Annotated in this window: 14 protein-coding genes; 3 read left to right on the top strand and 11 right to left on the bottom strand. The window is 35.1% G+C overall.

Annotated features, from left to right (window positions below; translation table 11 throughout):
* Position 1: 1 nt before the first annotated feature.
* The 4 genes from NZD88_RS02170 to NZD88_RS02155 all read right to left on the bottom strand — a co-directional run bounded on the left by NZD88_RS02170 (position 2) and on the right by NZD88_RS02155 (position 4,108).
* Complete coding sequence (locus NZD88_RS02170; RefSeq protein WP_259827067.1) at positions 2 to 502, bottom strand: RNA polymerase sigma factor; 501 nt, start codon at positions 500 to 502, stop codon at positions 2 to 4.
* Between the two features lie 483 nt (positions 503 to 985).
* Positions 986 to 1,801 (bottom strand): hypothetical protein, encoded by an 816-nt coding sequence (locus NZD88_RS02165; RefSeq protein WP_259827065.1) that lies wholly within the window; start codon positions 1,799 to 1,801, stop codon positions 986 to 988.
* Between the two features lie 12 nt (positions 1,802 to 1,813).
* On the bottom strand, positions 1,814 to 2,323 hold the full coding sequence (locus tag NZD88_RS02160) for an RNA polymerase sigma factor (protein ID WP_169235777.1): 510 nt from the start codon (positions 2,321 to 2,323) through the stop codon (positions 1,814 to 1,816).
* A gap of 156 nt (positions 2,324 to 2,479) precedes the next feature.
* Complete coding sequence (locus NZD88_RS02155) at positions 2,480 to 4,108, bottom strand: NADP-dependent glyceraldehyde-3-phosphate dehydrogenase (RefSeq protein ID WP_259827063.1); 1,629 nt, start codon at positions 4,106 to 4,108, stop codon at positions 2,480 to 2,482.
* Positions 4,109 to 4,284: 176 nt separating this feature from the next.
* Between NZD88_RS02155 and tpx the strand changes: the two genes are divergently transcribed.
* Positions 4,285 to 4,842 (top strand): thiol peroxidase, encoded by a 558-nt coding sequence (gene tpx / locus NZD88_RS02150; RefSeq protein ID WP_259827061.1) that lies wholly within the window; start codon positions 4,285 to 4,287, stop codon positions 4,840 to 4,842.
* A 57-nt stretch (positions 4,843 to 4,899) separates the two neighbouring features.
* Here tpx and NZD88_RS02145 read toward each other — a convergent pair whose 3' ends face one another.
* A complete protein-coding gene (locus NZD88_RS02145) occupies positions 4,900 to 5,622 on the bottom strand; it encodes a TonB-dependent receptor plug domain-containing protein (RefSeq protein WP_259827059.1) in 723 nt (240 codons plus the stop codon).
* 625 nt (positions 5,623 to 6,247) lie between these two features.
* Between NZD88_RS02145 and NZD88_RS02140 the strand changes: the two genes are divergently transcribed.
* Entirely contained in the window at positions 6,248 to 7,753 is a 1,506-nt protein-coding gene (locus NZD88_RS02140; protein ID WP_259827058.1) for a BspA family leucine-rich repeat surface protein, read from the top strand.
* Between the two features lie 181 nt (positions 7,754 to 7,934).
* A complete protein-coding gene (locus NZD88_RS02135) occupies positions 7,935 to 8,174 on the top strand; it encodes a hypothetical protein (protein WP_259827056.1) in 240 nt (79 codons plus the stop codon).
* Between the two features lie 77 nt (positions 8,175 to 8,251).
* Here the strand turns inward: NZD88_RS02135 and NZD88_RS02130 are convergent, their stop codons facing one another.
* The 6 genes from NZD88_RS02130 to NZD88_RS02105 all read right to left on the bottom strand — a co-directional run bounded on the left by NZD88_RS02130 (position 8,252) and on the right by NZD88_RS02105 (position 12,889).
* Complete coding sequence (locus NZD88_RS02130) at positions 8,252 to 8,710, bottom strand: hypothetical protein (RefSeq protein WP_259827054.1); 459 nt, start codon at positions 8,708 to 8,710, stop codon at positions 8,252 to 8,254.
* Between the two features lie 15 nt (positions 8,711 to 8,725).
* Positions 8,726 to 8,980, bottom strand: coding sequence for a DUF3997 domain-containing protein (locus NZD88_RS02125; RefSeq protein ID WP_259827448.1), 255 nt, complete (start codon positions 8,978 to 8,980; stop codon positions 8,726 to 8,728).
* A gap of 18 nt (positions 8,981 to 8,998) precedes the next feature.
* The gene (locus NZD88_RS02120; RefSeq protein ID WP_259827053.1) at positions 8,999 to 9,193 is read right to left on the bottom strand and encodes a hypothetical protein; all 195 of its coding nucleotides are present in this window, start codon (positions 9,191 to 9,193) and stop codon (positions 8,999 to 9,001) included.
* 51 nt (positions 9,194 to 9,244) lie between these two features.
* The gene (locus NZD88_RS02115) at positions 9,245 to 9,811 is read right to left on the bottom strand and encodes a hypothetical protein (RefSeq protein ID WP_259827051.1); all 567 of its coding nucleotides are present in this window, start codon (positions 9,809 to 9,811) and stop codon (positions 9,245 to 9,247) included.
* 55 nt (positions 9,812 to 9,866) lie between these two features.
* Positions 9,867 to 10,784, bottom strand: a complete 918-nt coding sequence (locus NZD88_RS02110; protein WP_259827049.1) for a tetratricopeptide repeat protein — start codon at positions 10,782 to 10,784, stop codon at positions 9,867 to 9,869.
* A 119-nt stretch (positions 10,785 to 10,903) separates the two neighbouring features.
* Positions 10,904 to 12,889 (bottom strand): urocanate hydratase, encoded by a 1,986-nt coding sequence (locus NZD88_RS02105; RefSeq protein ID WP_259827047.1) that lies wholly within the window; start codon positions 12,887 to 12,889, stop codon positions 10,904 to 10,906.
* Between the last annotated feature and the right edge of the window lie 68 nt (positions 12,890 to 12,957).

The raw sequence follows: 12,957 nt of genomic DNA, 5'->3' as shown, positions 1-12,957 counted from the left end.
ATTATGATTTATTTGAGTTCAGGATATCCTTAAGCTTATTTTTGGCGCGGTTCATTCTTACCCTTGCATTACCTTCGGAAATCCCCATCTGCTCTGCAATATCTTTTCCTGAAAAATCTTCCAGATAGTAAAAAATAAAAGCTTTATCAATGTGATTCAACTGACGGATCGCTTTATACATCTGAGCAAGTTTCTCTTCTTTTCCGTCATCATATTCATCCTGAATGACTTTAAGGACGGACAATTCACCATTAGAAATGAAACTTCTCTTTTTCTCAGATTTCAGAAAAATAATAGCGGTGTTGAGGGCAATCCTGTACAGCCAGGTAGAAAATTCACTCTGCCCTCTGAAGTTGGGATAGGCTTTCAAGATCTGGTAGGTAATTTCCTGAAAAAGATCATCACGGTCGTCTTTTTCGGACATATACATTTTAGAAATCTTAAAAATGATTCCTTTATGTTTTTCTATTTTGTCTAAAAATTCCTGCTCTAACGAGTTCATATCTTCGGGCTCTATAGAGTTAGTTTTAATTGTAAAAAAATGTTACAAATATTTTTTAAAATAAAAAACCCAACAGAAAATTCCTGCCGGGTCTCATTGTGTGTTTTATTTAGTTTTTCTCCAGCATCCGTTAAAAAAACATAGCCTTTGGACGAAATAATCTTAATCTATAAACTTTCTCTTAAATGGTTTATCAATTAAATTGAACAGGTTAGTTAAAAATTTGAGCCTCAACAACTCAAATATGTGACTAACATTTTATATTTCTAATAGTTAGTAGAAAAAAAGCAAAAATGTTACACCATTTGGGGAAAAATTTACATTAAAAAACAATATTATATTTCTTCTCATTTTCACAAGCTCCTTAGCCCTCTCATACAGGCGTTTTTTAACAGACCTTTTTTTTATTAATTCGTATAAAAAAATAGCCCCATCAGAAAATTTCTGTCGGGACTAATGGATATGATTAAATTTATGAAGAAATCAATTCAGTCTGTCTAACGCTTTTTGAAGTATGTGAAGATCAATAAAATCAAGTTTTACACCGATAATGATGAATAGCAAAAGAACCAGCGTCAAAAATATAATGATAAAAATATATACCGAGACAAACCATATCACCGTATTCAGGATATTTCCTTTGAGACCGAATTTATTCATGAAAAATCTCTGGGAACGCTCAAACCATGAATTTTTTCTGGCCTTTTTCTGTTCTATTTCCAAGCCATTCAGTTCATCCACCAAGCGTACCACATCTTCTATATAGCGACCGTACATATAATAGATCCAATATTTTATAATGAACCAGACCAGCATCAGCGTCATCAGAAAACTAACTCCAAAAATAGCCAGGTTGTATTTTTCTTCAAAATGAAAGTTGATCTTGATGAGCGATAACAGAAAAGCAAGCGGAATGTAGGAAATATAATAGGAAATGTAGATTTCTTTCGATATTAAAAGCTGTGTTTTAAGGTTAAACAGATCATAGTTTGTATTGATACCGCTTTTACGAAGTATTTTGTAAAGCTTGAGAAAACGGGAATAGAAATAAATAATAAAACCCATCGTCAGTGCGACGACAAAAGCTGATATGATGACAATATTCGTATCTCCGGAAGCAAACGGAAATCCTATCAGAAGCATAGGCATGGTGACAACCATTAACCAGAATTCTGTCTCCATATTGATCCTGAGCATTTGCATTGGTGAATGGATCTCTGTCTGTTTTTCAATGGAAATTTCAGGCAAATCCTCTTTGTTGTCTTTATTCCAAAGTGTTTTAAAATTTTCTAACTCCATTTGTTTTTGTTTTTAAATCTGGTCACTCTTTTGCTTTTCGATGATTTCCTTTAATTTTGTTTTGGCTCTATTCATCTTTACACGGGCATTCACTTCGGTAATACCTAGCTGACGTGCGATCTCTTTGCCCGGAAAATCTTCCAAAAAGAAAAAAATAAGTGCCTTGTCTATAGGACTGAGTTGGTGGATAGCTTCATACATCAGCTTCATATTTCTATCATCTGCATCATTATAGGATTCATGTGGAACAACAAGATTCTCTATACCCTGATTTTGTATAAAACTACGTTTTTTTTCACTGCGCAAAAATACAATCGCTGTATTAAGTGCAGTTCGGTAAAGCCATGTAGAGAAGTCACTCCTCCTCTGGAAATCTCCGTATGATTTCCAGGCCTGATAAATGATCTCCTGATAAAGATCATTTTGATCATCCTGATCGTCCATATACATTTTAGAGATCTTGAAGATAACACCTTTATGCTTCTCTATTTTCTCTAAAAATTCTTTTTCCATTAAAGACATGTTCGAAACTCTACTCGTAAAGCAGCATTTTGATAAAAACACTACTTTTTTAACACAAAAAACTAAAAACTCTCTGTCTCAAAGTACAAAATCCTCAAAAAATAAAGAAATTTATTGAGGATTATTATTTTATGTTAAATAGAATCAGAAATCTGTCTAGAAAATGTAGTCTGTGCTTAGAAAATTAGAATCATGTTCTCTCACGATCGTATTTAATAATTTCTTATTGGAATCCGTCAGTTTTGCAGCTACCAGAGACCTGATTGAAAATGAGCGAAGCGCATCAAATACAGAAAGTGTTCCTTCTGCGCTGTCTTTTCTTCCTGTAAACGGAAAAACATCCGGACCTCTCTGCGCCTGACAATTGATGTTGACACGGCTTACCAGATTCACAAACGGATCAATTAGCCTGGAAACTTCCTGTGGATCTTCACTGAAAATGCTCACCTGCATTCCGTGTGACGCATTCACCTGATAATCGATAGGTTCTTCTATGTCTTCAAACGGAACCACCGGAATCACCGGACCGAACTGCTCTTCATGGTATAATTTCATCTCGCTGTTAACCGGATAAACCACTGCAGGAAAGACAAAAGACTCTTCAGTAAATCCTCCGTTTTCATTTAAAACTTTCCCTCCTTTTGCCAAAGCATCCTCAATACATTCTTTCAGATAAGGAGGTTTGTTCACTTCAGGAAGTGGGGTTACTTTGACGTCTTTTTCCCACGGCAACCCTGGCTTGAGGGCAGAAACAGCAGCACTTAATTTTTGAGTAAATTCGTCTGCAATTTCCTTTTGAACAAATATCAATTTCAGGGCGGTACAGCGCTGTCCGTTGAAAGACAATGCTCCAAGGATACATTCGCTTACCGCAACATCCAGATTGGCATTTTTAGTCACGATGGCGGCATTTTTAGCATCAAGGCTCAGGATAGCGCGCAAACGGTTGACTTTAGGATGCAGCTTTTTCAGTCCGTTGGCCACTTTGCTGGATCCGATGAAGGCCAGAACATTTACTTTTCCGCTTTCCATGATTGGAGTGATGATCTCTGAACCCTTACCGTAAAGCGTGTTGACCGTTCCTTTCGGGAAGGCTTCTTTAAATGCATTCAGTAAAGGATAATGGGCTAAAACACCATGCTTTGGAAGCTTAAACAATATTGTATTTCCCATGATCAGTGCAGGGATCAATGTGGTGAAGATCTCGTTTAAAGGATAATTGAATGGGCCCATGCTTAAAACAACGCCAAGAGGAGCTCTCCTAATCTGCGCTATGGTTCCCTCTGCTTCCTGAAAACGGGAAGATTCCCTGTCCAGATCTTTCAAAGCATCAATGGTTTGATTGATATAATCTACGGTTCTGTCAAATTCTTTGGTAGAATCGGCCAACGTTTTCCCGATCTCCCACATCAGAAGTTTGATAACCAGGTCACGCTGCTCAATCATGAGATAAACAAATTTCTGCATGCACTGTATACGCCCTTCTACAGACATGGTTGGCCATTCGCCCAGACCATTATCATAGGCTTTTACGGAAGCTTCAAGAACCTCCATTGCTTCTTTGGGACCGATGTTGGGAATACTTCCGAGAAGTTTTCTTTCCAGGCCATTTTCTGTAGGGATACAGACGGGCGAATAGATATTCTGGACCTCTCCTTTCCATTCTACCAGTTCTCCATTGAGAAGATAGACCTTTTGGTGAATCTCGGGAACTTTAAATTCTTCTGGAATTTCGCTTTCGTTTTTAAAAATATCTTGAAATAACGGCTTGTTGACTGAATCCATAAATTTTTATTTTTTGATAATTGAGTATCATTCTAATATTATACAGAATAAAGGTAACCGATAAAATTGATTTTAAAAACAGGCAGTTGATAGATTTGCTCTATTTGACGGGTGTTTGAATTAAAATTAATGTTGGGTACTAAAAAAATGAATAATTTTACTAAAAATAAAATTTCATGTTTTCAAAATTAATTTTCAGCACGTTATTCCTTTTCTCAGTATGCACGTTCGCTCAGAATACGGTGATGATGGGAGGAAAACCGGTACATACCTACGCCAAACTGCCGGCAGTGAATAAAGCGGCGCCCAAGTTTACGCTTACAGATGTTACGATGAAAGATCAGACTCTTGATTCTTACAAAGGAAAATTCATTATTCTTAATATTTTTCCAAGTGTAGATACGGGAGTTTGTTCGGCTTCTGTACATCATTTCAATGAAGATGCAGCCAATATTCCAAACACGGTGGTTCTTTGTATTTCCAAAGATCTGCCTTTTGCCCAAAAAAGATTTTGTGGCGCAGAAGGAATCAAGAATGTGGTGATGCTTTCTGATTTCCGTTCTGATTTCGGAAAAACGTATGGAGTGGAAATCACAGATTCTGTGATGAAAGGGCTTTTAAGCAGAGCCGTTGTGGTGATTGATCCTTCCGGGAAAATCGTTTATGAAGAGCAGGTGGATGATATTTCACATGAACCTAATTATGAGGCTGCTATTGCAGCGGTGAAAAAGTAAGTTTTTGCTTTTGAAATAATTTAACCAGCTTCGGCGATCTTCGATCGCCGAAGCTGGTTATTTTTTTAGTTTTTCTTTCTTTTTAGTAGTTACTACAATGACGCCATTTTGAGCTTTTGAGCCATACATTGCCGTTGCGGAAGCCCCTTTCAGAACATTCATGGTTTTTATTATTTTAGTGTCCATCGAACTGAGTTCTTCAAAACTACTCACCTTTCCATTGATTACACATAAAGGTTTTTCAGTGCTTCTCAAAGTTGAGGAAGCGCCCCCGATCGTCATTTTCCGGTGAGCGGTATCGCCTTGTTGTACAGTAGGAATTCCTTTCCCCATCAAACCGCTCAGCTGGGCCTGCATTTCACTCTGTTGAGTATTCGCTAAAAGATTTCCCGGTACTACTGTTGTTGATCCAAGCAGCATTTTTTGTTTTTTGGGGAAGATCACTACATCTTTTATTTCGTCTGTTTTTAAAGTATCGTGTACTTCATTTTGCTGGGCATATACCGAAACAAATCCTCCTGTTGTCAACATAAAACCGACCGCAAACTTCGCAAAGAGTGAATTGATAAAAGAATATTGCAGATCTCGGTTAAGCTGCGATGCATTAAAATTTCCACAAATATCTTCTGATGAATGAGAAAAAACCTCTATTATTTCCTGATCAGAAGCCACAGTGAAATCCCGTACAGTTTTGGAACACACGGAACAAAATCTTCCTTTCTCTTCAGGCGTCATCATTTCCCAGTTTTCGTGACATGGTTTTGGTATGGTGATTTTCATAGTCTCTTTTTATATAGAGATGCTGTAATTATGGAAAAGGTTGGAAATATTTAGACAAGTTCTGTAAAAACAAGCCGTAAAAAACTTTTATTTTTTATGGTTGGAACATCGCAAAGACGCAAGTTATATGACAAAAACACGTTTTAAGGCGCAAAGATTTTATCTCTGATAAAATTTAGTACCGCCCATTTCACAATGAATCTATAGCTGAAAATCTTTGATTTTCTTGCGCCTTTGCGATTTCCCATCAAGAAGCTTAAAACTATATATAAAACTCAGCGGTGTGCTGAGTTTTTTTGGTTAAGAGTAAAAGTTGAGACCTAATGTAAATGTTGAGTTTATCTGATTTTTTTGACGCAAAGTTTTAATTTTTATTATTTATACTTAGGAGGCAAAGAAGACATCAATCTTTAGTTCTGGACGATGTTGTATTTTTCTCTAGATGACATTAATTTGATTTGCTGTTTCTTTTGGTGTTTTTTATGGATTTGGAAATTTTGGATAAGTTGCATTGTATTTTTTAAATTACGGTTTCTCACAACAGTGATTAAAATCCTTTTTTTATATTTGACTAATTTTAAATTTAAAATCTATTTATAAAAACATCCAATTCAAAACTCAAATTATGCTACAAAAATTTTATCTTTTATTTTTCTTTTTAGTGCTTTTTACTACTGCCAAAACCCAAAATGCTATAATATCTAAATGGAATACAAACATTAATAGTGATAACTCGAATGAATTAAAAATACCCGCGATAGGATCATATACTTACTCTTATCAAAGTACTTCAAATCCAACTATTATTGGTAGTGGTCTTGGCAGTACCGGCGTTACAACCATAACTTTACCTCAACCCGGTGAATATTTAATAACTATTTTACCTTCTTCAACTTTCAAATTAAACTTTGGATACTCGTCATTACATAATTCAGATCGAAACAAAATAACTCAATTAATTCAATGGGGAAATATTAATTGGAATACTGATTTATCTAATATGTTTTTTGGTTGTAGAAACTTAAAAGTTATTGCTACTGATACACCCAACTTTTCTAATGTTACAAACATGTTCTATATGTTTGTTTCATGCTCAAGCTTAATTGACATTCCAAATATAAATAATTGGGATACTTCAAATGTTCAAAATATGCAAGGTATGTTCAGTAATACAACAAATTTTAATGCTAATATTGGCAATTGGAATACATCGAGTGTTACTAATATGTCTGAAATGTTTGATAACGCTCAATCATTTAACCAAAACATTGGAAATTGGAATACATCCAATGTTACTACAATGTCAATCATGTTTAGAAATGCTAAAGTCTTTAATCAAAATATTGGAAGCTGGGATACTAAAAATGTAACAAAAATGGCAGCAATGTTTCAAACTACAGATAATTTCAATCAAAATATTGGAAGTTGGAATACAATAAATGTCAATGATATGTCTTCTATGTTTGAATATGCATTAGCTTTCAATCAGAATATTGGAAATTGGAATACAACAAATGTTACAAATATGGGGCATCTGTTTCATGAAGCCCATGCTTTTAATCAAAATTTATCAAATTGGAATACAATTAATGTTACAGATATGTCTTTAATGTTTTTTGCTGCTTACGCTTTTAATCAAAATTTAGGAAATTGGCAATTAAAATCTAATGTTGATTTAACTTCGATGTTACAATGGTCGGGTTTAAGTTGCATAAATTACAGTAGTACATTGAAGGGGTGGGCAGAAAATACAAATACTCCTAACAATAGAACATTAGGTGCAACATCAAAAAATTACAGTAATTCTGGATTATTATATAGAAATCAATTAACAAATAGTAAAGGCTGGACAATTAGTGGAGATATATACAATGCTAGTTGCAACGGAGTTCTCTCAGTAATGAATTCAGAAAAAGAAATAAATACAAATATATATCCTAACCCAACAAATGGAGTTTTATATATTAAAACTGAAAATTCTGAAAATTTTAGTATTTACAATATGAATGGTCAATTAGTAGAAACTATTAAAATTCAAAAGGGAAATAACAAAATTGATATTTCAAATTTAGATAATGGTTGGTACCTTTTGAAATCAAAATTGAAATCATTTAAAATACAAAAAAAGTAAAAAATTTACGATGGAAAATTTCAAGCTTGTTCTTCTATAAAATAACAGATAAACAAGATACTCCCCCGTTAGCGCAAGCTTCCAAGCTCGTGCTCAATACAGTAGAATAAGATACTCACACCAACACAGGGTATTATATTAGTGTATGGCCCTAGAATAATTTAGTTAAAAATATTTATATATGAAAAAATTAGACGTTGAACATTTTCTCGATATTTATATTATGAGAAAAGATATGCAGGAAGAAGGCATAACAAATCCGAGCGAGGATATTAAAAAGTTCACACGTGAATTTGTGGAGAAATTAGAGAATATGCCATTAAACGAAGAAATTATTATAAAAGAAAGTTCTTTTTTTGACAGCTTAGGCAACCTAATAATAAAATTTCCTGATATTGATGATTCACAAAAAGATTCATAGGTGTCAATAAATATAAAGCATGAAAAACCTGCCTCAAAGCAGGTTTTTCTCATATCTAAAAAGTTTAAACCAAACTATTAATCCCCATCCCCACCAATAGAACTAAACTCCTGCGTTGAATAATGTAAGAAAAACAAAGCCAGTAAGCCATCAACAGATTCATCAATCTCAACGTGATAAATAGGATATTTAAGTTTCCTTTTCTCTTCGGTAATTACTTCTATTAAGAGTTTTCCTTTTTCAAATAGCTGATTTGTTTTACTCAACTTGAAATTATAAATCCTAACATCGGCTCCAGACTTAATGATTCTTTCTTTCCCCAAATCTGTAAAATAAATGACGCCTTTGGAATTAAAAAGTTCTGCATCGTTCTTCAGAAAACCAACATTTCTTATATCGTAGCTTCTGGAATTGAAAATAATATAATAGCCTGAAGAAAAGAACTTATTCAGTTCTACAATCCTGCCAATCTCTTTTTGATCTTCTGAAACTAAGACAAGTTGTTTGTTGTTAATTTGGGCTGTATATTTTTTCAATATTCTGAAGTGAATTTAATATTCATAGACATCAATTAATTTAATATTAACTGGAACTTTAAGAGAATCCAATTTCTTTTTAAAATCATCATTGTCTAAATTTTTTAGTACATAATTTTTATCTGTGTTGAGAATCCAGTAATCCATTACATCTGGATCCGGAATTTCATAACCGTCCAAACTATCTTTAGGATTTCGCATTTTCAAACCCTGTCTTTCGGCTATAATAAATTCATCGTAAGTATTCACCTTAATAACTTTTGAAGGAATTATTGCATCTTCATCACTTCACCCGTCTTCAGGAGCGACAAAAATCTTATGGGAAGAATTTCTGTATAAATTATAACGACCTGTTAAACCTTTGGTGAAATCCTGTATTCCAGGACCATAAACAAATGGAAATAAAAGACCTATCACTAATACAAGTAAAATTATTCCTAAAAAGAACAGGGATAGTTTTATATATCTGGTTTTCAGTTTCATTTAAAAAAAATATTTTTCATCAATTTGAGCGGTGAGCTTTTTCAAGTATTCTTATTTTTTACTTTCAATAACAATTACTCCATATTGCCCTCTTTCACCATAAATCTTTCTTGCCCCTTCACCAGAAAGAACTTTTATACTTTTTACTTTATCAGAACTGATCTTTTTCATTTTTTCCTCAGATATCTTTTTATTATCCAACAGAATTAAAGGTTGTGTAGATTCAATGTCTTCTTTACTTGGCATACCCAACCACACGGTCTTATTCAGGGTATTATTAATAATCTCTACAGCTTCAAATCCTTTTTTAAAATCTACCTTTTTTACTTCTTCATCTTTTAACTCCTGCGCATTGGCAGTGGTTACTATTCCGCTTGCAGCCAAGAATCCGAAAGCAATTTTACTGGTTAATGAGAAACTTATATTTCTTCCCAATTGGTCTTCCGTAAACCTGCCACATATTTTTTCACCGGAATTAAAATTCATCAAAAGCTCTTCATCTGAGAAGCTTGTAAAATCCTTAACTGTTTTAGTACAAACAGAACAAAATCTGCCTTTGTCATCAATTGTCATCGTTTCCCAATTCTCATGACAAGGCTTTGGCATAGTAAGTATCATATCATTATGTTTTTATAAAGATAATTTATTTTTGAAAATTTTGGAAGGAAGAATTTTATCTAAGCATCAGAAATATTTTCTTTCTGAAAATGAAAACGATCATTGCCGAAAAAAGTAACGAAAATACAGACAACCCGATTTTGATCATCTCTTCCGCTGATTCATCAATTGAACTGTGCTGCGCTTCTTTGCCGGCTGTTATTGATGATAAAGAAATCATCCTTTGTTGTATGATAGGATCTTTAAAACCATAATCCTTTGCCTCTTCATAATCTCTTGAAGCTTCATCTTTAAATTTCATTAAAAAAGCCACATTTCCCAAATCAAATAATAGCTGAGCAACAATTTTGTCTTCAGGCTTTACAAAAGATATCCGTTCATTTAACTGATAAAAAAGAGATTTGCGAAGTTTAAATAATTCGTCTTTGGTTAAATCCGTTTCAGGAATTTTTTTGTTTCCAAAATCAGTCTGAATTAAGGATTCTGAGGTATAATTTTCAATTCCTTTAATTTTTGCTTTCAAAATATTGGCATGGATCCATTCGGAACTGAAATGAGATTCAGGTTTGATTTCAATAGACTTTTCGATCCATTTCAAAGCCTCAGCGTTGTTACCTATCAATTCATACGCGGTCCCCATATTGGAAGCTGTAGAGTATCTGCCGGGAGCAATAGATTCTATACGTTTGTACAATTCTATGGCTTCTTTATATTTTTTAAGAATAATCAGGATATAGCCTTTATCCGATAAATAATCCAGATCTTTAGTTCTTTTGTACTCTTTTTCCAGTCCTCCTAAAGTTTTTTCCAGGTCTTCAGGATTGTTAAAATGATGGCCCCTGGGAACAAACCCCTGAAAATCCATATAAATCATAGTTCCGTCTTTGAGCTCTTTGGTTTCTCCGTTTAAGCAAGCCAAAGCCGGAATTGAAAATAAAGAGCAAAACATCACACTTAAAAAGAGCTTTCTCATAGGCGGTTATCTGAAATTTTATATAACAATCTATACTATTAGTTATCATGCTAAAAATAAAACAACTTTGCTATACAAAATACAGCAAAGTTGTTTATTATGATTTAATTTCTGTTGAATTAAAACAAATTCTCATCCACAAAATTTGGAAGCGTTACTTTCAGATTAGGTTCTGCTTCCATAGCTCTTTTAATAGCGAAAACGGCGCCTTCATTTCTCGCCCAGCTTCTTCTGGAAATTCCGTTGTTCACGTCCCAGAAAAGCATAGATTTCAGTCTTCGGTCTGCTTCATCACTTCCATCCAGCAGCATTCCGAAACCACCGTTGATCACTTCGCCCCAGCCTACTCCACCTCCGTTATGGATAGACACCCATGTAGCACCACGGAAACTGTCACCGATCACGTTGTGAATCGCCATATCTGCAGTAAATCTTGAACCGTCATAGATATTGGAAGTCTCTCTGTAAGGCGAATCCGTACCAGAAACATCGTGGTGATCTCTTCCTAAAACAACAGGACCGATTTCTCCGTTTTTGATAGCATTATTGAAAGCTTCTGCGATCTTCATTCTTCCTTCTGCATCTGCATAAAGGATTCTTGCCTGTGAACCTACAACCAGTTTGTTTTCCTGAGCGCCTTTGATCCACTGGATATTGTCTTTCATCTGTTGCTGAATTTCTTCAGGAGAGTTTTTTACCATCTCCTCCAAAACAGCACATGCAATATTGTCTGTTTTCTGCAAATCTTCCGGTTTTCCGCTGGCACATACCCAACGGAACGGTCCGAAACCGTAATCGAAGCACATTGGACCCATAATATCCTGAACATAACTAGGATATTTGAATTCTCTTCCCAGGGTAGGATTTTCAGCCATTACATCTGCTCCTGCTCTGGAAGCTTCCAGTAAAAAGGCATTTCCGTAATCAAAGAAGTACGTACCCTTCTGAGTATGTTTATTGATCGCTGCAGCGTGTCTTCTTAATGTTTCCTGAACCTTTTCTTTAAATAATTCAGGATCTTCAGCCATCATTCTATTGGATTCTTCAAAGCTCTGTCCTGCCGGATAATAACCACCAGCCCAAGGGTTGTGAAGTGATGTCTGATCTGAACCGATATCGATTTTTAAGTTTTTCTCATCAAATTTTTCCCAAACCTCAACAATGTTTCCAAGGTAAGCGAGAGAAACCGTTTCTTTATTTTCCTGAGCTTTTCTTACTCTTTCTATCAGTTCATCTATATTCTCATAAATCTCATTCACCCACTTCTGGTCGTGACGGATTTTTGTGATCTTTGGATTTACTTCAGCACATACGGTGATACAGCCTGCAATATTTCCTGCTTTTGGCTGTGCACCACTCATTCCTCCCAATCCGGAAGTTACAAAAAGTCCTCCCTGCGGTTCTTTTTTGATCTTTCTGAAAGCATTCAGAACGGTAATCGTGGTTCCGTGAACAATTCCCTGCGGACCGATATACATATAACTTCCCGCTGTCATCTGCCCGTATTGGGTAACACCTAATGCATTGAATTTCTCCCAATCATCCGGTTTGGAGTAATTAGGGATCATCATTCCGTTCGTTACGACTACTCTCGGCGCATCTTTGTGAGAGGGAAATAATCCCATCGGATGCCCGGAATACATGGTTAAAGTCTGTTCGTCTGTCATTTCAGACAAATACTTCATCGTCAGAAGATATTGTGCCCAGTTGGAGAATACAGCTCCGTTTCCACCATAAGTAATCAGTTCGTGAGGATGCTGCGCCACTGCATAATCCAGATTATTCTGAATCATCAGCATGATCGCTTTTGCCTGCTCCGATTTCCCGGGATAATCTGTGATGGACCTTGCCTTCATTTCATAATCCGGACGGAATCTGTACATATAAATTCTCCCGTATTTCTCCAGTTCCTCTCTAAATTCAGGCAACAGTTCTGCATGAAACTGAGGTTCGAAATAACGTAAGGCATTTTTCAGGGCAAGCTTTTTCTCTTCTTCCCCTAAAATTTCTTTACGCTTCGGTGCATGGTTGATATTGGTTTCGTATGGTTTAGGCTGTGGCAGCTGATTCGGAATCCCCTGCTGTATCTGTTCTTGAAATGTCATATTGCTATCTAGTTCAATGTTTAGAATTCAATGTTTTGAAGTTTTAAAGATATTCAAATTAGAAAATA

Source organism: Chryseobacterium pyrolae (assembly GCF_025153485.1).
GTDB classification, from domain to species: domain Bacteria; phylum Bacteroidota; class Bacteroidia; order Flavobacteriales; family Weeksellaceae; genus Chryseobacterium; species Chryseobacterium antibioticum.
Note: the sequence above shows the minus strand (reverse complement) of the source record. Positions and strands in the feature narration are given on the sequence as shown.

Excerpts from the sequence above, each read along its gene's own strand:
- NZD88_RS02170 (WP_259827067.1), bottom strand. The coding sequence starts at position 502 with ATGAACTCGTTAGAGCAGGAATTTTTAGACAAAATAGAAAAACATAAA.
- NZD88_RS02165 (WP_259827065.1), bottom strand. The coding sequence starts at position 1,801 with ATGGAGTTAGAAAATTTTAAAACACTTTGGAATAAAGACAACAAAGAG.
- NZD88_RS02160 (WP_169235777.1), bottom strand. The coding sequence starts at position 2,323 with ATGTCTTTAATGGAAAAAGAATTTTTAGAGAAAATAGAGAAGCATAAA.
- NZD88_RS02155 (WP_259827063.1), bottom strand. The coding sequence starts at position 4,108 with ATGGATTCAGTCAACAAGCCGTTATTTCAAGATATTTTTAAAAACGAA.
- tpx (WP_259827061.1), top strand. The coding sequence starts at position 4,285 with ATGTTTTCAAAATTAATTTTCAGCACGTTATTCCTTTTCTCAGTATGC.
- NZD88_RS02145 (WP_259827059.1), bottom strand. The coding sequence starts at position 5,622 with ATGAAAATCACCATACCAAAACCATGTCACGAAAACTGGGAAATGATG.
- NZD88_RS02140 (WP_259827058.1), top strand. The coding sequence starts at position 6,248 with ATGCTACAAAAATTTTATCTTTTATTTTTCTTTTTAGTGCTTTTTACT.
- NZD88_RS02135 (WP_259827056.1), top strand. The coding sequence starts at position 7,935 with ATGAAAAAATTAGACGTTGAACATTTTCTCGATATTTATATTATGAGA.
- NZD88_RS02120 (WP_259827053.1), bottom strand. The coding sequence starts at position 9,193 with ATGAAACTGAAAACCAGATATATAAAACTATCCCTGTTCTTTTTAGGA.
- NZD88_RS02115 (WP_259827051.1), bottom strand. The coding sequence starts at position 9,811 with ATGATACTTACTATGCCAAAGCCTTGTCATGAGAATTGGGAAACGATG.
- NZD88_RS02110 (WP_259827049.1), bottom strand. The coding sequence starts at position 10,784 with ATGAGAAAGCTCTTTTTAAGTGTGATGTTTTGCTCTTTATTTTCAATT.
- NZD88_RS02105 (WP_259827047.1), bottom strand. The coding sequence starts at position 12,889 with ATGACATTTCAAGAACAGATACAGCAGGGGATTCCGAATCAGCTGCCA.